23 protein-coding genes are annotated in these 24,585 nt (G+C 42.6%); 13 read left to right on the top strand and 10 right to left on the bottom strand.

Features of this window, described 5'->3' with window-relative positions; genetic code table 11:
* Positions 1 to 47 precede the first annotated feature (47 nt).
* On the top strand, positions 48 to 1,712 hold the full coding sequence (locus G6053_RS14560; protein ID WP_165306891.1) for a HAMP domain-containing sensor histidine kinase: 1,665 nt from the start codon (positions 48 to 50) through the stop codon (positions 1,710 to 1,712).
* 17 nt (positions 1,713 to 1,729) lie between these two features.
* Positions 1,730 to 2,425, top strand: coding sequence for a response regulator transcription factor (locus G6053_RS14565; RefSeq protein WP_165306892.1), 696 nt, complete (start codon positions 1,730 to 1,732; stop codon positions 2,423 to 2,425).
* Between the two features lie 97 nt (positions 2,426 to 2,522).
* Here G6053_RS14565 and G6053_RS14570 read toward each other — a convergent pair whose 3' ends face one another.
* The gene (locus tag G6053_RS14570; protein ID WP_108634157.1) at positions 2,523 to 2,699 is read right to left on the bottom strand and encodes a histone H1; all 177 of its coding nucleotides are present in this window, start codon (positions 2,697 to 2,699) and stop codon (positions 2,523 to 2,525) included.
* Positions 2,700 to 2,789: 90 nt separating this feature from the next.
* Positions 2,790 to 2,942, bottom strand: coding sequence for a hypothetical protein (locus G6053_RS14575; RefSeq protein ID WP_165306893.1), 153 nt, complete (start codon positions 2,940 to 2,942; stop codon positions 2,790 to 2,792).
* Between the two features lie 160 nt (positions 2,943 to 3,102).
* Here G6053_RS14575 and G6053_RS14580 point away from each other — a divergent pair, with 160 nt between their 5' ends.
* On the top strand, positions 3,103 to 3,465 hold the full coding sequence (locus G6053_RS14580) for a response regulator (RefSeq protein WP_108634156.1): 363 nt from the start codon (positions 3,103 to 3,105) through the stop codon (positions 3,463 to 3,465).
* Positions 3,466 to 3,533: 68 nt separating this feature from the next.
* Here the strand turns inward: G6053_RS14580 and G6053_RS14585 are convergent, their stop codons facing one another.
* Complete coding sequence (locus G6053_RS14585) at positions 3,534 to 5,708, bottom strand: ATP-binding protein (protein ID WP_165306894.1); 2,175 nt, start codon at positions 5,706 to 5,708, stop codon at positions 3,534 to 3,536.
* Between the two features lie 466 nt (positions 5,709 to 6,174).
* Between G6053_RS14585 and G6053_RS14590 the strand changes: the two genes are divergently transcribed.
* Complete coding sequence (locus G6053_RS14590; RefSeq protein WP_165305114.1) at positions 6,175 to 6,645, top strand: hypothetical protein; 471 nt, start codon at positions 6,175 to 6,177, stop codon at positions 6,643 to 6,645.
* A 75-nt stretch (positions 6,646 to 6,720) separates the two neighbouring features.
* Here the strand turns inward: G6053_RS14590 and G6053_RS14595 are convergent, their stop codons facing one another.
* The 6 genes from G6053_RS14595 to G6053_RS14620 form a co-directional block, all read right to left on the bottom strand.
* Entirely contained in the window at positions 6,721 to 7,071 is a 351-nt protein-coding gene (locus G6053_RS14595; RefSeq protein ID WP_165306895.1) for a hypothetical protein, read from the bottom strand.
* A gap of 9 nt (positions 7,072 to 7,080) precedes the next feature.
* Positions 7,081 to 7,797, bottom strand: a complete 717-nt coding sequence (locus tag G6053_RS14600) for an FAD-binding oxidoreductase (RefSeq protein ID WP_165306896.1) — start codon at positions 7,795 to 7,797, stop codon at positions 7,081 to 7,083.
* Positions 7,798 to 7,874: 77 nt separating this feature from the next.
* Complete coding sequence (locus G6053_RS14605; RefSeq protein WP_241255003.1) at positions 7,875 to 8,756, bottom strand: helix-turn-helix domain-containing protein; 882 nt, start codon at positions 8,754 to 8,756, stop codon at positions 7,875 to 7,877.
* A 181-nt stretch (positions 8,757 to 8,937) separates the two neighbouring features.
* A complete protein-coding gene (locus tag G6053_RS14610; protein ID WP_165306898.1) occupies positions 8,938 to 11,154 on the bottom strand; it encodes a glycosyltransferase in 2,217 nt (738 codons plus the stop codon).
* A gap of 165 nt (positions 11,155 to 11,319) precedes the next feature.
* Positions 11,320 to 11,766 (bottom strand): hypothetical protein, encoded by a 447-nt coding sequence (locus G6053_RS14615; protein ID WP_165306899.1) that lies wholly within the window; start codon positions 11,764 to 11,766, stop codon positions 11,320 to 11,322.
* A 127-nt stretch (positions 11,767 to 11,893) separates the two neighbouring features.
* Positions 11,894 to 12,511, bottom strand: a complete 618-nt coding sequence (locus tag G6053_RS14620; RefSeq protein WP_165306900.1) for a hypothetical protein — start codon at positions 12,509 to 12,511, stop codon at positions 11,894 to 11,896.
* 145 nt (positions 12,512 to 12,656) lie between these two features.
* Here G6053_RS14620 and G6053_RS14625 point away from each other — a divergent pair, with 145 nt between their 5' ends.
* The 5 genes from G6053_RS14625 to G6053_RS14645 all read left to right on the top strand — a co-directional run bounded on the left by G6053_RS14625 (position 12,657) and on the right by G6053_RS14645 (position 17,637).
* Positions 12,657 to 14,975, top strand: a complete 2,319-nt coding sequence (locus G6053_RS14625) for a GAF domain-containing protein (protein WP_165306901.1) — start codon at positions 12,657 to 12,659, stop codon at positions 14,973 to 14,975.
* A gap of 209 nt (positions 14,976 to 15,184) precedes the next feature.
* Positions 15,185 to 15,679 (top strand): hypothetical protein, encoded by a 495-nt coding sequence (locus tag G6053_RS14630; protein ID WP_165306902.1) that lies wholly within the window; start codon positions 15,185 to 15,187, stop codon positions 15,677 to 15,679.
* A 134-nt stretch (positions 15,680 to 15,813) separates the two neighbouring features.
* Positions 15,814 to 16,029: a hypothetical protein gene (locus tag G6053_RS14635; protein ID WP_206531949.1), complete on the top strand. Its 216-nt coding sequence runs from the start codon at positions 15,814 to 15,816 to the stop codon at positions 16,027 to 16,029.
* Between the two features lie 123 nt (positions 16,030 to 16,152).
* Positions 16,153 to 16,524 carry an AraC family transcriptional regulator gene (locus G6053_RS14640; protein ID WP_165306904.1) on the top strand — a complete coding sequence of 124 codons (372 nt, stop codon included), beginning with the start codon at positions 16,153 to 16,155 and terminating at the stop codon, positions 16,522 to 16,524.
* Positions 16,525 to 16,566: 42 nt separating this feature from the next.
* Positions 16,567 to 17,637, top strand: a complete 1,071-nt coding sequence (locus G6053_RS14645; RefSeq protein WP_165306905.1) for an iron-sulfur cluster-binding domain-containing protein — start codon at positions 16,567 to 16,569, stop codon at positions 17,635 to 17,637.
* A gap of 10 nt (positions 17,638 to 17,647) precedes the next feature.
* On the opposite strand, the gene G6053_RS14650 is transcribed toward G6053_RS14645, so the two are convergent.
* The gene (locus G6053_RS14650) at positions 17,648 to 17,914 is read right to left on the bottom strand and encodes a hypothetical protein (protein ID WP_165306906.1); all 267 of its coding nucleotides are present in this window, start codon (positions 17,912 to 17,914) and stop codon (positions 17,648 to 17,650) included.
* A 214-nt stretch (positions 17,915 to 18,128) separates the two neighbouring features.
* Here G6053_RS14650 and G6053_RS14655 point away from each other — a divergent pair, with 214 nt between their 5' ends.
* From G6053_RS14655 to G6053_RS14670, 4 genes are all read left to right on the top strand, one after another.
* A complete protein-coding gene (locus tag G6053_RS14655; RefSeq protein WP_165306907.1) occupies positions 18,129 to 18,692 on the top strand; it encodes an AraC family transcriptional regulator in 564 nt (187 codons plus the stop codon).
* 331 nt (positions 18,693 to 19,023) lie between these two features.
* Positions 19,024 to 20,097, top strand: a complete 1,074-nt coding sequence (locus tag G6053_RS14660; RefSeq protein ID WP_165306908.1) for an efflux RND transporter periplasmic adaptor subunit — start codon at positions 19,024 to 19,026, stop codon at positions 20,095 to 20,097.
* Positions 20,098 to 20,103: 6 nt separating this feature from the next.
* A complete protein-coding gene (locus G6053_RS14665; protein ID WP_165306909.1) occupies positions 20,104 to 23,205 on the top strand; it encodes an efflux RND transporter permease subunit in 3,102 nt (1,033 codons plus the stop codon).
* Positions 23,206 to 23,229: 24 nt separating this feature from the next.
* Entirely contained in the window at positions 23,230 to 24,582 is a 1,353-nt protein-coding gene (locus tag G6053_RS14670) for a TolC family protein (RefSeq protein WP_165306910.1), read from the top strand.
* The last annotated feature ends 3 nt before the right edge of the window (positions 24,583 to 24,585 follow it).

The following is a 24,585-nucleotide window of genomic DNA, read 5'->3' on the forward strand; positions in this document are numbered from 1 at the left end:
CCCGTTTTTCACAGATTTTAGCTAGCATTGTAGCTGAGAATTTTATAATGACCACACACAGGAAAACACGCATTATCATTACCTTGCTCATTGCCAGTACCATAGCTGTTATTGTGATGCAGGTATTTTGGCTATCCGATGCCTTTCGTATCAATCAGCAAAAGGAGAAGATTATGATTCAGGGGGCAGTCAAAGATGCGATAGATGTCGTTCGCCTCAAAACATATTTTGGTATTGACAGCTCTCTTTCTAAAGAGCAGTCCTCGATTCTGCGTGCCATGGGAGGCATACTCGATCAGGTTTCCAATAATGAGCTGAAAGGTGTTGAGATCCGGCGGCAGATTACAAAGGATTCCACGGCAAAGAAAAACTGTGATACCTGTGCGGCCGCCCCGAAAAAGACTGCACATGAATTTCGAATGGATATCGCCGAACGCGACAAGGATATGGAGAAGAAACTGGTTGATTCAGTCTTAGCGGCCACCTCCGGGGGCAAGCGGCCCAAGAATGTCAAAGTCAGCACACGTCTCGTCAAAGACAGTTTCGTTCAGATCCCTTCGAGCAGCGCTCACAAGATGGAGCTGCGATCTGCTAATACAGGCCGTTTAAAAAAACAGGTTCAGCCGACAAAACTCTCATCAATGGCGCAATCGACCCGGCCTGCGGTTAAGGTTTACGCCAATGATACCAGATCCACAAAAAGTGAAATGGATACATTAGCCATTGGCCGGTTATTGGACTCGCTGATTAAGACCAATTTTGAGAATTTGCAGTTTAAAAATCAATTTAAAGTTGCCTTTTCTGCTCTTGCAGATAGCACAAAACAGCGCTTGGATTCCGTCGATCATTACCTTTTGGTGCGGAGTACCATCAGCCCCGTGTATAATGCCGAAATTACTGTAAAGCCCGATGTATTGACAAGTTTACAAAGTATGAAATGGCTTTTCTTCGTGTCGTTGCTTATTTTGGGCATGCTTTTTTATACCGCGTTAGCACTCATTAATTCCTTCAATCGTGAGAAGCAAATGACCGAGATCAAGAACGATTTTATCTCCAATATGACTCACGAATTCAAAACACCGATCGCCACCGCGAGCCTGGCTGTGGAGCTGATGAGCAAATTTGGGATAAAGGACAACCCTGAAAAACTCGATGAATACCTCAATATTTGTGGAGCTGAACTCAAACGTGTATCCAGCATGATTGAAACCGTACTTCGGCTGGCGCAGGATGATCCTTATATTTTGGAAAAAGAGCCCACAGATCTCAGTCAGATCCTGCATGATTTTCAGCGCCAGACAAAGTCTAAACTAGATGAAGTGAAAGGAACGTTGACACTCACAGTTGCTGACGATTTTCCGAATGTCGTGGTGGATAAGACTCATTTGGAAAACATTCTCTATAATTTGCTCGACAATAGCCTAAAATATAGCCGTCAGGCACCGGATATCCAGCTGCTTGTTAGCCTAGAAAAACAGTATTTCAGCCTGTCCTTTCGCGATAATGGGATCGGCATTCCCAAGGACTATGTTGACCGTATATTTGATCAGTTCTTTCGGGTGCCCATGGGCAATGTTCATGCAACAAAAGGCTTTGGTCTGGGCTTATCGTATGTTAAAAAAATCGTGGAGCTACACGGGGGGACAATCCGAGTGGAGAGTCAGCTGGACATGGGGACCACGTTTATCCTTCACATTCCTCTTAAATTTTAATCCGTCTTTATCATCGTATGAACAAAATTAAAGTATTATTGGCCGAAGACGAGCCCATGATGGGTAAGCTGATCAAGGAAGCCCTAGAGCTCCGTGATTTTGAGGTAATCTGGGCTGTTGATGGTCTTAAGGCCTTTTCATCCTTCTGTGTGGTGCGGCCTGACATCTGTATATTTGACGTGATGATGCCCTACAAGGATGGATTTACCTTGGCGCAGGAAGTACGTGGACTAACCAGCGAAGTTCCAATTATATTTCTGACGGCAAAGTCAACGATTCAGGATCTGGCCACGGGCTTTGAGGTCGGTGCCAACGATTATATCAAAAAGCCATTCAGCATGGAAGAGTTAATTATTCGTATGCATGCCCTTCTCAATAGGCGATCCTCCCTAAAACGTGCTGAAAGCCCCACGGCTGAAGAATATGCTATCGGGAAATACCATTTTAACTTCAAAAATCTGCATCTCACCATCGGCAATAAGCAGCAGCAGCTCTCTTATAGGGAAGCCCAATTGTTGAAGCTGCTGGTTGATCATCAGGATGCTGTACTCGACCGTAAGGTGGCGCTGGACTATGTCTGGGGGGATGATAGTTATTTTAATAGCCGGAGCATGGATGTTTTTATCAGCAAACTGCGTAAATTTTTAGAAGGAGATCCCACGATTAAAATTGTCAATATCCGCGGCAAGGGGTTTAAGCTGGTTATTGCTTAACCTATATGCGGAGTTAAGATGAAAAGGACAATTATTAAAATTAAAAAAGCCTATATCCATTTGGAGAACAGGCTTCATGTAACAAACTAATGGGGAGTTATTTTGCGTTTTTCTTAGCAGTAACGTCGTTACGGATCTCTTGTGAAAGAGCTTTTGTCTCTTGAAGCGCATTGCGCAAACGTGTGCCTGCTGCTTTGTTGTTTTTGTTAAAGAATGCTTCTGCATCTTTCTCTGCTCCTTCGATAAGAGCTTTCAGCTGATTATACTTATCCATTTTATTATAATTTATTGAGTTAAACTTTTTTCATTTTAGCAAGAATTATGCCTTTTTTGTCGCTCAGAAAATATTTCCCCATGGAGCATATTAGTTTCTTTTTTTCTTTTCCTTCACAATAGCTTTGGACAAAGGCCGTGTATCGGGTGTATTTGCAAAAGCATTACCTTCTTTTTTCAATTCTTTTTCTTCGTCCTTTGCATCCTCTATGCCTCTCTTAGGACCATTGTTATTTATACCCATAATTTTATACTTGAATAATTAATGTTTTATCAGCCTTGCGGATCAACTTTATACATAACAAAAGCAAGGGCAAAATCGTTGGTCTATCATGTAAAAAGTGACCTGAAAAATTCACATAAAACAAGTGTTCTTATTTTATATATTTGAACAAATTTTTAAAATGATGAAGAAGAAAAAGATTGTGCTTATTCAGGATAACGAAGATATTCTAAATATTATGGATGAAGTGCTGGAAGACGAAGGCTATGACGTCACTTCATCTTTGACCACCGAGCCCATAGAAAAAATTGACGAAATTGATCCCAATCTCGTCATTGTTGATGAGCATATCAAGGGCACTAAAAAAGGAGCCAAAGTTATCGAGGAACTGAAATCGGATCCGGACACCGAGGATATCTCGGCGGTATTAACTTCTACATCTTTTGATTTACCGGCGAAAGCAAACGCCTGCAAAGCAGATGATTTTATCGAAAAACCTTTTGATCTCGATCATATGGTTGATGTCGTCAAGAAAAATTCCTGACCGTTTCATCACGTTTATTGTTCATGGCCCGTCAGTCCCGGTGATAGCGTTTTGAATTACCGCTCTTATTATCCTTTGAATTTAACACAAAACGTCGTGCCTACATTCAGCTCACTTTCTACGGATACTTTTGCGGAAAGTCGATTGGCTATACGCTTCACGATGGAAAGGCCAATACCCGATCCTTCAAATGCCTGTGAGTTGGGCAAACGTTTAAAAATCTCGAAGATATTTGCTTTATCCTGGATATCCATGCCTATCCCATTGTCTTTGATATAATAACAGACTGAATTATCCTGTTTTTCACTATAGACCTCCACCAATGGCTGCTCTTTCTTGCTGCTATATTTAATCGCATTTCCGATCAGGTTTAAAAACAATTGGTACAGCAGGGTCCGTTCGGCTAGCACCGGTAAAGTTTGCCCCAGGACAAACTCTAGATGCGTCACCCCAAACTGTTGCTTGCAGCTTTCCACGATGTTCATGATTTTTATTTGAGGATCTATCAACTCCAATTTAAAAGAAACAGAATTGGATTGTGTCAATTGATAGACCTTATCCATCATTTCGGTGATCAGTGTTGTGGCATCCATGATATTGTTTGCCATTTTACGCAGCAGATCTTTGGGCAGATCATCCTTTAAAAGCATCATCTGCGCCGCAAGTTTAATGGATGACAATGGATTTTTAAGATCGTGTGTCAATGTATACCCGAAGGTATCCAATGCGTTATTCGAGCGCATTAGTTCCTTATTGAGTTGCGCGATCTCACCCCCTCTCTGTGCGATAGCTTGTTGAGTTATTTGTGCAACTTTTTCTACAAAAGCAATTTCGGACCTGCTCCACTTGGTGGATTTACCTTTCATAATTTCACGCCACGCTTCAAAGGAAGTCCGTGGTGACGGGAATTCTACTTTTCGTTCGGGATCATACTGATAGATCTTCTCCGGTTTGCCTGCCCAAACATCCTCGTATACATGTTCTTTTCGGAAAAGATAAATGTACCAGGTATTGCTCGGCAAAATATTTATTCGAATAATCCCCGGGAATATGGTGGATTCCATCGCTTCATTTACGTCATAAACAAAATTTGATGTGGCGAATAGCTCGTTGTCTCCCAATTGATCCAGATGGCGATCAATTTGTTGTTGAAATTGCTCCGTTGGAACATCGCCCCAAGTTTTGAAACCACGGTCATGTTTGATCATCAATCCATCGGCTACCGCGAGTTCCATGATCTGCGGAGCAAAGCGCTCCAGCACCACTGCTATATCGTGATTTACGAGCAATTCAGATTTTAAATCGCGCTCCATGACGCCCATTATCGTCTGTGCAACAAGGTTTTCCTTCTGATGTTCCGAAAGGTAATAATTTATTGCATATTGTGTCAAAAACGCGCATAAATGTCGTTGGGCTAGATCCACATTGAGCGGTTTACGATTCTGGCAAGCAACTAATCCCCAAAGTTTACCTTCAATAACGATGGAAAAACTGGCGCTGGCAAGTACCCCCGAATTGCGTAAATATTGCAAATGTACAGGCGATAGTGCCCTTAGGCTACAGCGGGTCAGATCAATTTCGGCCGCATCACGTCCCTGCACAGCTATTGTGGGGGCATCGATATCCGCTACATGCCGCGCAAGAAACTTGGTGTAGAGTGCCCTTGCCTGGGACGGGATGTCAAATTCCGGATAGCGATAACCGATCAACGAGTCCATATCGTCGGCCAACGATTCGGCGATGACCTGGCCACTACTGTCTTCCTCAAAACGATAGACCATAACGCGGTCAAAACCAATGATCTGTCGGATGAGCACCGTTAATGACTGCCAGGCATTGCCATGCTGCTCTTCTAAATATTTGGCATAGTAAAATAAACGGGTTGCTTTTAAATGATCCTCATTACATATTTCGATTTCAAGATATGTTTTCCTGTCATATCGATAGATACTGAGGTAATAATCCACTTCCTTGACACGTATCCGCTCCACAAAACGAACGAATATCTCGCCATTGATCTGCTTGTCAATCTCTACGAGATTCCATTCCACCTCTGTCGACAATAGCGGGAGTACCCTGTTCATTGGCAATCCCAAAATATTCTTCATTGGTGTCCCTAGGAGCTCAACTAGGTTTTCACTTGCGGCGATACATCCACTGTCATCAAAAATAAATAAGAAACCAAAAAACTGAATCTTACCACATAGATGAATCTCCTCTTCATGGCATTCTATCTGCCGCATAATGCTAATTTTTAGTAATTAAATCTGCTCATCATAGGAAATCTTCCAAGAGATATTTTGCCACAAATAGTTAAATCCTGCACCCCTCTTCAAACAAATCATATTGATCGCTAAATATATCAAAAAAATATTTATCTGAGTTAAATTAAACGATTGTTTTAAATCCTATTATCTTTCAAAATCTTGCTTTTCCTATTCCAATGGTAATCCTCACTAGCCTTTAAACTTAAAAAAAGCCAGGTTGGAAAGGAGCCTAGCTTTTAAAAAAAATTCTTCATGAATGGACAAGCATTCTATATATAACCAACAATACCCAGCTAAAAACTGTTTGAAATAATTTCATTTAGTTCAAAAATTGCCAAAAGAATAGAAGAATAAGTTTGGATAAGTAAAAAAATAAATTATAACAAACGAATTCTCAAAGTAACTTGTTATTTAATTAGTTTCACTAAACAAATATATATATATGAATTTAAACAAAACATTTTTCGCATCATTAGCGACCGCAGCAATCTTATTTTCATGTAACAATCAAACACCACAGGAAAAAGCAGCCGACAGCATGGAACATGCAGAGGACAAAGCTGCTGATGCGACTGAAGAAGCGATGAAAACTTCAGAAGATGCAGCGACTAAAGATGCTGAAGCTGTTGTTTATTCAAATAAGGCTGCTGCCAATGCAGCTATTGCATCGGTACCTGCCCCAACCCTAACTACTGACAAAGCGAAAGAGCTTTATACGAAATTAGGTAAAACTTGGGTGGACCGTATCAATGCCGACTCACATGAGAAAGCAGTAGATAAGGAAAAAGCGTTGCTAGATATTAAAAATGAGATCGACAAAAACGCGGTCGATGGAAAAATAACAGCCACGGAAAAAGATAATATCATGAAATATCAATCTGACTGTTTGGCTGCAATCAAAGCTGCTCTTTAATAACAACAGATTAGATGCCTGAGGCAGAAAGAAAATACACTGATCTATTTTAAGATCAGTGTATTTTCTTTACAGCTATAGCTCTCGACTACTTTTAAAAAGATTCAGACGCTTGCTCCAGGAAAAGAAAGCCGCGAGTGTATGTTTGTTCAGGTCTTTAAATTCAAATATCCTGTAGGGAAAAGGAATGACATTGGAGTACACCCCATCCTTACAAAAATGGATAAACTGTTTTGTTTTTAAGATATGTGGTTCCGAAAAGCAGCAATTGTCCAACGAAACAATAAAATCTATGCGCTGGTAGTTGTTGTTTTTACCTGTATACCCTTCCTGTATGGATATTTCGTTTCCATTGTCCCAGAAAAAGCCTACGATGTCATAGGTCAATTCCTCCAGTTGTTTATTTTCTATTACTAAATAATGCATTGTTCAAGGTTAAAGTCCGTTTTTTCCCTGCAGCCAATAGCCATGGTGCTTGATCCGCGCTTTCGTATGTATTTTTATCACTTTTCTAAAATTTTGTACCGATTTCACATTTCCTGTAAGCACAAAGTAAGCATCGGACCAGTCCCCATTTTTGAAAATGGGTAAGTCATTGATCTGTTCGAGATGAGCGAATACCGTTGATTTTGGAAAGATGATACTGTTTTCCAGTCCCAGCAGCTCAGGGATAATATTGTTCTCAGCATCCAGTTCAAAAAGAAACAGATACTGCTTTTTTTGTTCTTGCATCACCGGCAAAAAAGAGCAGGCTAATGCCAGTGACGTTTCGTCGCCAAAGAATACGATTTTCTCCGCCGAATGGTCGTAATACTTTTGTTCTGTCCGTGGTTTGTTGAGCATGATACGATCACCTATTTGTAGCCGGTTCATATAGTCACTGCCTAGGCCATGTCCATGGATATGTGCAATTAATTTTAAGTTGTCTTTTTCGTTGTTTATTTCGGCAATGGTATATCTTCGGGCGTCTGTATCAGAGACGCGTATGTCAAAAAAAGCACCTACCGAAAAATGCAGTTTTTCAAAATCCCCCTGTAAACTGATTCGTTTGAGAGAACTTGATAAATGTTCAATCTGGCTTACCCGTACATTGGGAATTTGAGGTACGAAAAGATTCAGGGTATCAAAAACCCATTTTGGAGCGCTTGGCATAATCTTCTATTTTTATTCAATACAAAGAAAGCCAGCAGCGGCAGCAAAAAAAAGAATGGACAGCTGTATTGATTGGACTAATCGTGGTTTTTGCTACGGAACATTTTAGCACTCATGCCGCATATCTTGGTAAAGAGACGGGAAAAATAAGGATAATCTTCATAACCCAATTCAAAGGCAATCTCTTTAACCGATTTGTCTGAGTGATATAGTAATCGTTTAGCTTCGAGAATCACGCGCTGCTGAATATGGTAGGAAACCGAAAAGCCGGTTACATTTTTTACACATTCGTTGAGATAGGAAACAGAAATATTAAATTTGGTGGCATAGTCAGCGGGACGTTTCAGCGTTTGGAAGTTTTGTTCCAAGGCTAGGAAAAAGGCCTTATTGATCCGTTCAAATCGCGAAAGTGAATCCGCCGATTTGGTATATTTTAGATGTATGGAAATCAGTAACCCGATCAATGCATTGCAGCTGTCGCGCAGCAAAGAAGGATACAGCTTGTCCGTCGTCCGCTCATATAAATCAACGCAGAGGTTATAGCTCTTCTCAATAATCTCAAGATCTTCCGGTCCGATCTCCAGAGGCTCTAGAGGCGAGATGCTCTGCAAAATATTCAGGTAGTCGGCGGGAATATTTTCATTGCTCATGATCAGCATAAACATTTCGATGTTTTCCACCTTCAATGCGCGGTGTACCTGGTTGGGCGATTGATAATGGATGGTGGGCTTATCTGTGCGGTACTGCTTAAAATCTACTTCCATGACGGTGACACCACTTTTCTGCAAAACAAAAAAATGATAATCGTGTCGATGGGCCTGCATCGTTTCCTCGTCCTCCCAGAAAGAATCGGGTGAGACTTTTGCGATAGCAATACCATTCCCAAATTCTTTGGGTAGCGTCCTGACGGGGATATCTTTTTTAATGGGTATACCTTGTTTGAATTTTACCATTGACATTTATTTTCCGGATTAAAACGGCAGCAATAACTCATCCCCAAGGATAAACAATTCCAAGCTGTCCGCCAAATAGAAAATTTGATTCCCCAAGAACATTGTACGCGTGCGCAAAGTTCTAAAATGAAAAAGATCGAGATTGATAATTCACATAGGTATCCCAGTTCCATCAGGGTGCTATAGGCTAGCTTACATGCTCAGGCAAATAAGCCTCCATCTTGAGCCTTGCCAATAGATAACTTATGGTCGATTCTGCTCCCTGATTAATATTTACGGTACGCTCTTCCAAACCATCGAAACAACCACCTGTCACCGGATTATAAACGATCTGCTGGATATGATTGCGTCCCAGAAACCATTCAAACGCTGTCCGTATCGTGTTTTTATAATGCTCATCTTTTGTATGTCTGTAAAACCTGTCCAGCGCAATAATGGTATAGGCCACATCTATGGGCTGTTCTCCGCCTTTGGCTTCAGATCGCGGCTGTTCACGTTGCGCCCAGCCTTTATTGGAGATAACATGGATCTCATCATCAACAATGATTCTACTCAACAAAAAGTCGAAGGACTGGTAAGCGATGTCGCGATATCTTGTATCAGCGGTTGTCTCGTAAGCGGCCAACAATGCTTCTGGAATTACGCTATTGCCATAGGTCAAGTAGGATTCGTACCATTGCCAATCGCCCCTACTTTCATGCGTAAACATCGCGACCAGACGGTCCGCCAGTACAGTTACGATAGTTTGATAATTTTTGCCTCTCATAAAACTTAAGCCTTTTATTGTAAAGGCCATTGACCGAGTTGAATAATAAAGCAAAGCATGTGCGGAAGCTCGTTCCAAAAGTTCAATCGCAGGTTTGACTATTCGCTCCGGTAAAAGATGCGCTAATCCGACCACTTCGCCCAAAGCCCACACCGCGCGTCCATTGGCATCCTCCAGGTTCTCCTGCTCGTTCTGTTCGGTAAAATGACCGTCACTGTCCACGTAATTCAAAAATGTACCATCCTCCTGCATGCAATAGCCTATAAAATCCAGGTATTTCTTGATCAGTCCGAGGTCTTCCTGAGATTCATATAACTTATAGTGATGTAACATCGCAATAAGGGCCCTGGCATTGTCATCTAGCGCATAACCGCTGTTAAGGTCGGGCATACTGATGTCCGCGAATTGGACAAACGCACGCTCCGTTGACATCCGAAACATATGGTCCAGATTGAGCGGTGGCATAGAATACATCATGTCCCTTTTTTCGTCGACGAGCAGTTCGAATAGATTGACGTGGGCAATAGCCACGTTTTGCCAAGAAGTTTTAACCATTTTTTGGAGGTTCACATGACGGATTCTCTCCAGCCTCGGTGCATCGTCCAAAATTTGATTGACAGCCTCAGCCAGTTGGTCCGATGCTTCAAAATCGATCATTGTTCCCATGTCTGCCTTCAGAACTTCCCTGACATGGGGAATCGGCGTCGAAACAATGGGACAACCCGAACTCAACGCATAAGAAAAGGTTCCACTGACCGCCTGAAAGGGATCCTTTGACGTAAAAAGATAGACGTCCGTGATCGATAGATAAGCTAACAGCGACTCGATCGAAAGAAATTCATTTACAAACCTGACGTGATCCGAAAGTTCATACCGCTCAATTATTTCTTCCAGTAGATTTCTATAGGCCTCCCCTTCCTGAAGTAGCAATGTAGGGTGTGTTTGTCCCAGAATAAGAAATAGCACATCAGGATTTTGTCTGATAATAGCCGGGAGCGCATGTAATGTTGTTTCGATACTCTTGCTTGGACCCAAAAGGCCAAAAGTGCTCAGGACCTTTTTGCTCAATAGATTATACTGCTCCAGTGTTTCTTGTTTATTATTTGCGGGAGCCAGATGCGTGCCATGTGCAATCATCGTGATTTTATCTGTGGAGATCCCATAGGTACTCATAAGAATATCAGCAGAACTTTGTGTCATGACGATAATCTGTGAACAGTACGCCGCAATAGCAGTTACCTGTTCAAGCAACCTGCCATCTGGCCTCGGCAATATGGTATGAAAAGTGATCACAACGGTGATCTTTGCCGCATTGAGTTCGGAAAGGAAAGATCTGAATTTCACTTCCTGACCGACGAATAAACCGAATTCATGTTCAATACAGACTAAATCAATATTCCTTTGGAACTGAATGTTTTCAAATAGCGTATCAAAAGCAAGTGGATCGGCAATCTGCAATAGACCTAAAGGCGCCTTGTCATAATTTGTAAGACCTTGAGGTGCTACAATTGGTATGGGAATGAGCTCATATGAATCCCTAAATTTACTTGAAATAGCCTTCATCAGATCTGTTGTGTAGGTGGCAATACCGCAGGCGCGAGGGGGAAAAGTTGACAGGAATGCAATTCCTCTTTTCATTGTTGAAATCATCGTCGATTATTTATGTGAAGTCCTTGCATACGATCGTCTTGTATCTTGAACAAGGTGCTGCACGTAGGGAGGTTTTATAAATGTACAGAATTAAAACCGGATGGATGGTATAATCCAAAAGAATGTTTCCATTTATCCAGATTTCCGAAATATTTATCCTTTTCTCCGCATAGCTTTTATGGCCAGCGCCGCTGCCATTCCGCCGATAATATACCAGGAGACGGTCATTATTTTTGTGCGTTCAGTCTTTTTTATAGGCTTGGCATCGAGTCCGGCTTGCTCGGGAATTGTCAATGTCGCCAGGCCGACGACAGTCCCGAGCAGCGCCCCGCGGAGAAGGATATGTTTATCGCCGCCATACCCGATCATGGTGTATAACATCGCATTTGAAGCAATATCGGCACCAAAGGTAGCCGCCAGCAATGCATTTCCCTTTGGTGGTTCAAATCCGGCAGCTTGCACCGTCTTTTTCATTGCCTCCTCGCCCACTTCATCAATTGCTGGCGCTTCGGTATCAAATCTTTTTGCTGCGCTGTGGATCACATTGAGGATTATCGCTCCTATTAGTCCACCTAACATATTTTTGTTAAATACATTCATTTTATCTTGTATTAGTTTCTCAACCTCCTGTACATTTAGAGGCGGATTACTTGAAGAACATCGGGCGATGCAAAATAGTTCAGTTTGTATCGCACTATTCGGACCACAGTATATCTCCTATAAGAATTTAAAAGGGCAAATATTTTTCGGGCAGCTGATCAGGTCTATATTGTTTTTTGAAGTTTATCTTCCAGCTAAATAACAAGAGTAGCAGGAAACTGACGACGAAGAATAGACTCCAGCCATAGAATCCTATTTTCCAGGTAAGCGGCAACAAAATAAGGATGACCAACATCAGGATCCAGATCAGAATTTTTTTCCATGGATTTCCATGGGTGAAGATAATGGAATGACTTGTGCCATACCTACTGATGCGCTCGTGTAAAGCCGTCACAAAATTACTATAAGCTATCCTATTGGCTTTTACCGAGGCAATATCTATTTCGTTTGTCTTAGGACGCTCTAGTTCTTCTCCGTTCCTTTCGATAAAGAACGTCACGCTTTTGAGATGGATATGTTTCCTGTTTTTAAAATAAATATCGATGGTATGCCATGAGATATCCTGAAGCCCCAAATGAATTTTATGGATGTCTTCATACCGGAATTTATGTTGTTCTGTCAGCCCATTTTTTGTCCGCACCTTACAGTATATGCTATCTTCGTACAGATAACAGCTGATCCGTTTTCTGTTGCGTGCGATGTAATGATAGTATACGGGAAATGAATGCTGCATAATCTGTTTCATTCGAAAATAATAAATATTATACATAACATCAATTCAATCCCTAGGAAAAACCGGGTGCTGTAAAAAAGTAGCTCTGCAATACCCGATTATTTTATACTTTTGTGTGAATCTAATAACAAGCACATTTTAGTCAGCAAAACGCATTATGCAATTTAACTTCAACTTTGACTCCAGTCCTTTTAAGATTCTTATCGCCTTTCATAAGATTATCGGATCTTTTGAGGAGACGGCGCTGTCCGAAGTTGATTTTCAGGCTAGCTATGCCCGATCTTTACTGGAAGAAATTAAAAAATACCCAATGCTGACAGATGGGATCGAAAAAAAGGAAGATTTACGTCAATATGAGCCTATTATCAAAGTCCTTTTGGCGGATCTTTTTCCAAGGTCGCTGACCAGGAATGAGATCAAGGCTGTTACGATCCCCTTTTACCTATACACCTTCAATCATACTGAACGCCTGGACAATATCCTCCGCGATGCCGGTGATCATTATGATTTTAATTACCGCGACCTCTCTCCGGACACCTACTATATTCTAAACTGCTGCATGATCATCAGTCAGTATTATGGCATTAAAGTAGATGCCATGGATATGCCGATATTTCTGGATATTCCGGATAAAAATAACATCATGCATCATTACCGGGTGCTGTTCAATGCTGATTTTGTAGATATTATTCCTACGGACCGTGCATTGGAACTTTCCTCGGAGGACATTATTGAGCTGATTGATAATTTTTCGGATATCGCCCTGTGGAAATCTAAATTTCCTGAACAGAGCTGGATCATGAAAGGTTTTTCCCTGATGACCCTTTTCGATGCAACGACGGAGAACGCTGTATCCAGCTTCAAAAGCAACTTGCTACGTGAAGATACGCCTGCCCAGCTGGAAGAAATTCGGGACATTTTCAGATCCATTTACAGAATAGACGATCTGCGGATCGGGCTGACCTCATTTGAAAAAATCAAGGAAGACTTTAATCTGAGAATCGTCGAAAAACAGCTGTACAGCCACCTGCTTTACGATTCTACGATAGCCGAGTGTGAAGAAATGCTTTGTAATGAAACCTTAGAAAGCATGCTAAAAACCCAGGAGCTTTTGGTTGTTCCGGATATTGACCAGTTGCCCACGTTAGATCCGAAAAAAGAGTTTTTTATCAACAAACTCAAACAGCAACAGGTCAAGAGCTTTATCTTTGCCCCTTTGATACAAGATGATAAAGTGCTCGGCATCTTGGAAATGTCCTCTTCCAAAGTCCGCGCACTGAATTCGGTCAATGCCAACAAACTCAACTTTATTTTACCTTTTATCAAGGACAAAGTATCCAAAGCATTTTCTGAAACGGAGAACCAGATTGAAGCGATCATTCAAAGAGAATATACGTCAATCCACCCCAGTGTCAAATGGCGTTTTCAGGAAGAGGCAATCCACTACCTGAATGACAGAGCCTTTGGAAAGGATTATACCCTACAGGAGATCATCTTTGAACACGTGTATCCACTCTATGGTCAGATTGACGTGCAAGGCTCTTCGGAATCCCGCAATCAGGCCATTAAGCAGGATCTGATCAATCAGGCGACCGACCTGATCGCATTGTTTACCGCCATCAACCAAGAGCACAGCTTACCCCTGTTTGAACAGAAAATCTTTGACCTGGAGCGAAACCTGGAAACGCTTGATCATACGCTCACAACCGATACCGAACAGGTCATCCTGGATCATTTTAATCTGGATGTGCATCCCATTCTGGACAACTTCCGTAAAAACAATAAAAACAGCGACATTGCAAAGGCGATTGATGCCTATTTCGAACGTATAAACCTTGCCATAGGCGGATTTTATGAGGCACGACAGGATTACGACAACTCGATCACGCTGATCAATAAAAAGCTGGTGACTATTCTTGACGAAAAGCAGGTTGAAGCACAGGAGTATTTCCCGCATTATTACGAACGTTATAAGACCGACGGCATTGAGCATAACCTTTATATCGGTGCTTCCATTGCACCCGATAAAAATTTTGAGCTATATTACCTCAAAAATTTACGTTTATGGCAATTGCAGGTCATGTGCGAAATGGAAAGTCAGTTTAGGATATTGCAACCCCAGCTCCCGCACCAGCTGGAGGTGACCTCCTTAGTTCTGGTCTTCGCCACCCCGATTTCCATCCGTTTCAAAATGGATGAAAAACAGTTTGATATCGACGGATCCTACAACGTACGTTACGAAATTGCTAAAAAACGCATCGACAAAGCCAAAATAAAAGGGTCTTTCGAGCGTATTACCCAAAAAGGGAAATTGGTTATCGTCTATTCTCATTTACATGAAGAAACCGAGTATTTAGGTTATATCAATTTGTTGCAGCACAAAGGCTTATTAAACGATGATATCGAAAAATTTGAGGTGGAGGATTTACAGGGTCTGATCGGTCTCAAAGCCATCCGCGTGGGGTTCCGGGCATAGGATAGATTAGCGGTATCTTCCGATGTAGGTCTACCGCTGCTATGCCAAAAGACATAGAAACATTTTTCCCAAAAACAAAATCTTACAAATCACCTCAACAATTCCATAGGCGCAATTATGTTAATATTGCGAATTTTACCTGTGATTAAACTTGTTATACCCCAAGTTTCTGACAGGATTAATTTCAACTGTACTAACGGAAATTTCTTATGGATAAAAATGATATAAAAAACACGAATCTCGTTCGGAAGTCAATTGCACATACCAAGGATCTTTTATCAACCAGAAAAATACGACAGCTCAAAGTATCCGATCTTATTTCAGCGTTGAATCTCTCCAGAAGTAAGTTCTTTCGATTCTTTGGAAATATGAATATCATTTTGGAACTGGTCATCTCAGAGGAGCTTGAGCGCAGTTACGAGCTTATCGCGCGTACTCTTTTGGCAGGTCCGGACAATCCGCATCTGATAGCCGAGCTCAATCTTCTTCGGGCAATCTATTTCAGGAAGAATAGTATACTTTATAATTATTACAACGGCATATTTTCCCTTCCCAAAAGATATGGTACATTAATACAGGCCATCACAACAAAGGAGCAGCAACTGTATATGAGTATCTTGTCAAAACAAAAGTATCATATGGCAGCTGACCCCAGCCCGATAAAACTACTGCCATTATTTCAAGATAAGACAATTAACCAATAGTCGCTATCCTTGCATATCAGTAAATTTCACAACTCTTTCACGGAATACTATAGTAATTCCCCGATATGTAATCAGGAAATTTGTAGGACTAAAATAAATTCAAGATGAAAAATGTAGCATTGAGCATACCCGATATGCAGAGCACACACTGTCAAGCAAGAGTGAACGCTGTGATCAACACGTTTGAAGACGTCAAAATCGAAAGATTGGAAGCAGGAAAGCTTACTGTCTCAATTGGACGCAATGAAATCGAAGAAGAACTGCTGTCCGCGATCACGAACGCAGGTTATACTGTAATGGCTGAGCGTGATGAAAAATCTTCAAACTGCACAACAGGTTGCTGTGGGTAGTGCCCAGAAACGTAAAGAAGCAGACTACCTGTTTCTTTACGCTTCTGATAGGAATTTCTGCGAAAAGTCCCTTTTTATAAAAAAGTTATGATAAATATGTACAATTCAGATGAATGGCCGTATATGATAACGAAAGTTTATCGCGTAGCGGAGCAGATCATTCAATCGCAATTGGAAACCGGAAAATCCGTCCAATTCGCACTGGAACTTAGCAACGAACTAAAAACAGATTATCAGGAATTGAACAGTCTGTTCCTTGCCCGATGTGATATGAGTCTGGAAGCGGTTTTTCTAAAACAGATTGTCGAGAAGGTAAAAGAGCTGCTTGTGTATACTGAACAGCCACTGTCACAGATCGCAAAAGCACTAGGTTACGAAACGTCAAATGATCTATCGGAGCAATTAATGCACTATACCGGGTTAACATCGGCACACTTCAAACGTATCCGAAAAATCAAACTTGAGAACATCAGTCGGCAACAGAACAAAATATAGCTGTTTGACACTTATGAGCATTGTCACACAAGGAATCATAGCATGAAAAAATATATCTGGCATACCCATAAAATTGTAAAGGAAACAGACGATACTGTAACAATATACTTCGATACAGGAGGGCATCGTATGACCCATCTGCCCGGACAGTACCTGAATGTCAGGTTTAATTTCAACGGCGAATCGCTCATACGGTCTTATTCATTGAGTTCCAGACCTTCGGATCACTATCCGGCGATTACGGTTAAAAAGGTTGAAGGCGGTAAGGTAAGTTCCTATATTGTAGATCATGCAGCGAATATTGGGACATGGAATATAGAGGGGCCATTTGGGAATTTTATTTTGGATCAAAAGATAGCAGATCAACAGCAGGTTGTTCTGCTCGCAGGGGGAAGCGGTATTTCACCATTGTTTTCGATGTTGAAGAGTATCGGCGTTACAAAACATAATCCCTTATTGATTTACAGTAGCAAATCACCGGAACAGACTATTTTCCAGAATTCATTAGCATCACTTGAAGCGGATCGCAGGCTGGATATTTGCTATTCTTTTACGGATCCGGAATTTGTTTCCACAAAAATGAACCATATCCCCGGGAGGTTTTCCTTACTTGTGCTCCGATCAGTTATCAAAAGGCTTGTTCCGGCAATTAATGACACGCAATATTATATCTGTGGTCCGGTTGCGTTGATGGATCTCTACAGGGATGCATTGACAGGCCTAAAAATTCCGGAGGAAAATATCCATATGGAATATTTCAATGCGATATCCGGAAATGCGGTCAATTTTGAAAACGATGGCTGCACAAATGAGGTTATTGTCACACATTTCGAGGATACCTATGTCGGTGATGAAATACAGACGTTCGAATGTACTTCCCTTATCAGCGTTAAATCCGGGCAATCGATATTGGAGGCCATGAAGATACATGATATCAATGTGGCAAGTTCTTGCAACAACGGAACTTGCGGTACATGCTGGGCGGTCAAAACAATGGGTACAATTCATATGCTCCGTCATGATGCGTTGCCCGAGCAGGATATTGCAGCGGGAATAGTTTTGCTCTGTCAAAGTTATCCCCAAAACGGGGATGTATGTGTTACGCTACAGTAACACATACGGCTCAAAAATTTTCCTTCAACAGTTCCTTAAGATTCCGATGCTGGAGACACAGCTCCGTATACATCGTTTTCAACCTGTTGTTCTCCTCGTTCAAATTTACCAGTATGGCCAGAATATCCGTTGCGACATCTTTATATTTATCTTTCAGTTCGTAAACCGTTGCGCCATATACCCCATATTTATCAAAAAGCTCCAGGCCACTTTTTCCCGAATTATAGTCTTTCAGCACCTTGCTGATCTGATGTTCATTACTTGCTCTGTTCTTCATCTTGCTAACCTATTATGATCTGTTTCAAAGTTCCGAAAGATCAATGGGACCGGCTATATATTTTTCCCCCCTTTATGTTATAACATTTTACGTAGTCAAAAGGAATAACCTAAAATTTCGCAAATCTAAGACGGAATATCATATAATCATATTTAGCACAAATGCTGAATTTTATCCGAATATAAAAAAGAGGGACAAATACATGATGAAAACTATGACTCTGTTAATAAAAGGAATGGTGTGCTATAGATGTATATATGTACTGGAAAGAGAAATGACGATTCTGGGTTTTGAGGTACTGGACATTATGCTGGGGCAAGTCGTACTAAAGGCTACAGATGATTTTCCCCAAAAGATGGATACAATGGAACTGATGCTGAAAGGAAACGGCTTCGAATTGCTTTACGAAAAGAAACAGAAGATAATCAATGGCATAAAAGAGTATGTTGAAAAAGGTATTGACATGCAGCTGGCGAGTGGGGTTCCGACCCGGTTTGCGGCCTTGATCAGCGATGAGCTAAACAAGCATTACGATACGTTGAGTGCCCTATTTTCGTCGACTGAGGGGATAACGCTTGAAAAATACATTATTTTTAGGAAACTCGAAAGGGTAAAGCAATTGTTGATTTACACCGAAATGTCCCTGACTGAAATTGCCTATGCCATGGGGTACAGTAGTCAGGCATACTTATCCAACCAACTGAAAAAATACACAGGCTTCACGTCTGGCCATTTTAAACAGGCCAGAAATTCAACTGGGCTACTGAAACACCAGTAGCTCGCCTTGTTTATCCCCCTTTACCTTTATACTTCCCTACGTTTATACACCCTACCTGCGCATTTAATCTATTGGCGACAATGAGAGCTTTACCATCTGATGCGCGGGCAATAGAGTGTAGCATCTAACAGCATTCGCGAGGGTATCAGAATTGCCGTGAAAATCAGTAAATCTTATAAATCGAATAAGGAGTTGCATACGCTGCGCCTGCACGAGTATCGTCAATTTTGTATTTGGGTAAACCACCGGCGAAATGCCGGGGAAATTCCAATGATCAATTGATAAAGATAGTAGCGTTCAATCATTTATTGCACAATTAAAAAGCAAGACCATGTTATACAAATTAACAAAATCCAGAACGGGCATGTTAGTTCCCCTACTGGGTATTATACTAATAGCCTGTGAGAGCAAGCCCGAAAAAACAGCTGCGGCATCGAGCGGCGCCAAGGCTGATGCCACCCGATTACCAGTCGATATACTGATCGCGCAGGAGGAGGAACTCCGTCAGGACGAGACCGTCATAGGAACCATGATGCCTTATCGGGAAGTGTCCATTGTGAGCGAACTGCATCAAAAAATTGCCCGGGTCGCATTTCAGGATGGTAGCTACGTGGAGCAGGGATCGATACTTTATATCCTGAATGATACCGATATCAGGGCACGTCTCAATCAGGTGGGCGCTGAATTGGAGCTCGCAAAACTGAATAAAGAGCGTTTACAGAACCTGTTGAAAACCGAAACGATAAAACAGCAGGAATACGACGAGGCACTTATGCATTTTCGTTCTTTGACCGCCCGGCAGGAACTGCTTCGTGTCGAACTGGCCAAGACGATAATCCGAGCTCCATTCTCCGGAAAAATCGGTATCTCAAAAGTGCATGTGGGCGCCTATGTCATCCCCGGTACAGCGCTGGTTACCCTGCAGGATCAGCTCAGCCTCAAGATTAACTTTTCCATTTCCGAGAAGCATCTGCCTTTGATCAATAACGGGACAAAAGTGCGCTTCACCACTGCCCTTTCCGCAGCACAACTCGAGGCGACCGTGCTCGCCACGGAGCCGGGACTGGATGCTTCGGGCCGCAGCCTGGAAGTGCAGGCACGCGTGGATAATTCCGATAAAAAATTCAGGCCGGGTATGTCCGCCAAAATACATTTTGACAGCAATGGCAAGGATGCTAAAGGTGTCAAGGTACCCACAGAGGCCCTTATGCCCGGTGACGGCGGATACAATGCCTTTGTTATCGTCGACGGAAAAGCAAAGCCTGTTGCAGTCACTATCAGTAACCGCACGGAAGCGGATGCCGTTATAACATCCGGTCTGAGCACCGGAGACAGTATTATCGTGTCCAATATGTTGCGCATTACGGATGGTACCCCCGTAAAAGCCATTATTCCAACTAAATAAGATGCCATGAGTATATCGTCACTAAGTATAAAAAAACCCGTACTGGCGGGAGTATTTTCTCTTTTGTTGGTCATATTGGGAATTGTCGGATGGAAACAGTTGGGCGTGCGGGAGTTCCCGCTGACCGAACCTCCTGTCATCTCCGTGATTACGTTCTATCCAGGTGCGAGTCCGGATGTCATTGCATCTAAACTTACCCGTCCCATGGAGGAGTCTATTGCCGAAGCCGGCGGGATCCGGACGATCTCTTCGGAATCGCGTGAGCAAGTGAGCGTTATTTCGGTCGAATTTAACCGCCAGACAGACATTGAGGATGCGTTGAATGACGTCAGGGATAAAGTGGCCAAATCCCGGAAGCAGTTGCCGGCAGATGTAGATCCACCCATTGTGCAGAAAGCCTCTTCCGCAGACAACCTGGTTGCCTTTCTTGAAGTAGAAAGTGATACAAAAGACATCAAGGAGGTCAGTCACATTGCATCCACAGTGATCAAAGACAGGATGCAGTCGATTCCAGGAATCAATAACGTCGCTATCGTCGGTGAGCATAAATATGCCATGCGGCTCCGGTTCGACCCAGTTAAATTAGCTTCCTATCAGCTTACCCCCGAAGATGTGAGACGCGCCTTGCTCAGAGAAAATATTGATCTGCCCTCGGGGCGAATCGAAGGCGATCATAGTGAATTGAGCGTCCGGACGCTCGGACGGCTCAACAGTGCAACAGATTTTAATGAGATGCTGATCAAAAAAACCGGCAATAGCGTTATCAAGCTGAAGGATATCGGTGTGGCAGAGCTCGGTGAAATGAATGAACGTACCGCCATTATCAATGAAACGGGCAATCTGAACCGTGTCGGTATCGGTGTTGCGATCCAGATTCAACGTGATGCCAATGCCATAGAGGTGGTGGACGAATTTTACAAGCGCCTGGCCCAGCTCAAAAAAGATATACCTTCCGATTATCGTCTTATTGTAGGATTTGATTTCACGCGCTCTGTTCGCGAATCCATCAAAGAGGTAGAAGAAACCCTATTTATAGCATTTGGATTGGTGGTGCTTATAATTTTTCTTTTCCTTCGCGATTGGCGTTCAACCATTATTCCGGTATTGGCCATACCGGTATCTATCCTATCTGCATTTTTCATTATGTATATTGCTGGTTTCTCCATCAACATACTTACACTTTTGGGACTCGTGCTTGCAATAGGACTTGTGGTCGATGATGCTATTGTCGTACTGGAGAATATTTACAAGAAAATTGAGGAAGGGATGTCCCCGATTCAGGCTGCCTTTAAAGGTTCCAAAGAAATCTATTTTGCCGTGATTTCAACCACAATTACCCTGGCGGCGGTGTTCTTACCTATTGTATTTATGGGAGGTATCAGCGGTCAGCTCTTTCTCGAGTTTGCAATCGTCGTTTCCGGATCCGTCTTGGTTTCTGCTTTTGTGGCTTTGACATTGACGCCGATGCTGAGTGCATATTTCCTCAAAAAGAAAGCCGGTCCGGGCTGGTTCTATCGCGTGACCGAACCTTTTTTCATCCGTTTAAATAACGGTTATACGCAATTGCTGGTTCTTTTTATGCGGGTACGTTGGCTCGCCTGGGTGTTTCTGGCCGTTACTACAGGACTGATCTATTTCGTTGGTAAAAAATTGCCATCTGAACTTGCTCCTGTAGAAGACCGTTCCAATATGAACCTGATTGCAGTCGCTCCGGAGGGAGTTTCTTTCGAGTACATGAAAAAGAATATGATCGAGGTTGGAAAATATGTGAATGACTCCACCGATGGCTTGTATCAGACCTACTCCATGGTGGCCATTTCCTTTATCCCTGCTCCCGCCCCGGTGAATGTCGCGGTGCAAAGTATTTATCTAAAAGACCCCAAAGAAAGGAAAGCGTCAATACAGGATCTGTATAACCAATATGGCGCCGCATCAGGCAATTTCCGGGGCTTCCTCCTATTTCCCTACCTCCCGCCAACCATCGGCACACGGTATGGCGGCGGTATGCCCGTCCAATTTGTATTGCAGGCGCAAAATCTGGACAGCCTGACCGCTGTGCTGCCTAAATTTTTGGGTGCGGTACGTCAGAGCAAAAAACTGATGTTTGCCGATTCGGATCTTAAAATAAACAAACCGGAGGTAAAAATAACGATAGATCGGGAGAAGGCCGCGCTGATGGGCGTATCCATCGAAGAAGTCGCCCGTACCCTACAGCTTTCCCTTTCCGGGCAACGTTATGGGTATTTCCTACGCGACGATCGACAATATGAAGTGATCGGACAGCTGTCACGTTCTTACAGAAATGATATCAATGACTTAAATGGTATTTATGTGCATTCAACAAACGGGCAGATGATCCCGTTGAGTAACCTGATTACCACGAAAGAAGCCGTAAGCCCGGCGGCTATTTACCGATACGATCAATACACTTCCGCTACCATATCTGCCGCACCCATGCCGGGTGTAAGCCTTGCTGAGGCTATACAGGAGATCGAAAAAATAAAAGCCGATGTGTTGGGTGAAAATTTCAAGTCCTCCTTAGCTGGGCAGTCACGCGATTTCAGTGAAAGTCAGGGCAATATCACCTTCACACTGATACTGGCGCTCCTGCTCATCTATATGATATTGGCCGCCCAGTTTGAAAGCCTAAGAGATCCGCTCACCATTATTCTTACCGTACCGATGGCAGTAACGGGAGCGATCCTCAGCCTACATTGGTTTGGTCAGAGCTTAAATGTGTTTAGCCAGATCGGCATCATTACACTCGTTGGACTCATCACCAAAAATGGTATTCTAATCGTTGAATTTGCCAATCACCTCAAAGATACCGGTCTTTCAAAGTATGATGCTGCGATTACTGCGGCTGAACAACGTTTTCGTCCGATATTGATGACCTCACTGGCCATGATATTCGGTGCCTTGCCTATTGCGCTGACGGCAAACAGCCGTCAGTCTCTGGGTATTGTCATTGCCGGCGGACTTGTGTTCTCCGGTATACTCACATTATTCATTATTCCGGCCGTCTACTCCTACCTGTCAAGCAATAAGCGCAGGGAAGTCATTGTTGAAGCAGATACCGAAAGCCTACATGAAAACGCAACGCACTAATTATCAATTCCAAAGTTCATTACCATGAGAAAAACAGTATATACATGTATTATCACGCTGCTGCTGTACGGGGGCAAGCTGCATGCACAGCATAAAGCGCTATCCCTGTCCGCTGCACTGGAAATCGCAGAGAAAGGAAATAGAACAGTACAGGCACAGCTATTGGAGGAAATACACGCGAAAGCACTTACAGCGGAGAGTAAAGGGGCACTGCTGCCTACCATTTCAGCAAATGTATCCTATTCCTACTACTTTGACCGACAAACAATATTTCTACCGGGTTATTTTGCCGGCACCAGTAAACCCGTGCAAGATGTAGCTGTTGGTGGGAAAAATGCATTTAACGGCATGCTAACCTTATATCAACCTATTTTTGCGGCCGATCTCAATAGACAAAAGAAAACAGCATTGATCAATGAGCAGATCGAACGTCAAAAAACAGCCGACCTTAAAAGCAAGGTTGCGCTTCGGGTTTCGGTAGATTATCTTAACATTTTGATTATGAATGAACAGCTTGCTTTATTTGAACAAAATCTGCTCCGAAATATCAGATCCCTGAATGATGCCCGCTCCCTATTTGTACAAGGCAGGGCACTGAAATCCGATACTTTGCGCAGCTTTATCGAGGTAGAAAACATCAAGTCATCTGTTTCGTATCTAAAAAACAGTATCAATGTTTCACTTATCGAATTAAAAAGATTAATTGGAATGGATGAATCCCAACGTATTGTATTGAGTGATAAACTGGAATTTAGTGGCCAGCGCGAACCCTATCTGTTGGACGAGCTATTGAAAACTGCCGCACAAAACCGGAAGGATCTCGCGATCAAACAACTGCTCATTGATCTTCAACAGAAAAAAAAGGAAGCCAATGAGGCAGGGCTAATGCCCAGACTGGCCCTGGTAGGTCAATATCAGGTACAGGCACAGGCAGATAATATCCGGCTGGGAGACTATGCCTGGCCCAGGACGTCATTCTTGGGATTGCAGCTTTCCATACCGATTTTCAACGGCAACAGGACGCGATCGCAAATCAATCAGGCAAATATTAAATTAAAACAGGAACAGATACGCTTAGACGATTTTAGAGATGAAATCAAAACCCAGCTGGCCACGATCATCAGCAAATGGGAAGAAGCCATTGCGCAATTGGAAATACAGAAAAAAACCGTCAGTTCAGCAGAACTTAACTATCAGATGAATGAAGACCGTTTCAAAAATGGCTTAGGTTCACGCCTTGAGCTGACGGATGCCGACCTAGCGCTGACACAGGCACGGATAAATCGGCTACGGGCCACTTACAACCTGAGAATGCTCCATACCGAGATGCAACATGCCCTGGGACTGCTGGATCTGCATTCAAAAACAGACCATTAAATT

The organism is Sphingobacterium sp. DR205 (assembly GCF_011064245.1).
GTDB lineage: Bacteria > Bacteroidota > Bacteroidia > Sphingobacteriales > Sphingobacteriaceae > Sphingobacterium > Sphingobacterium athyrii.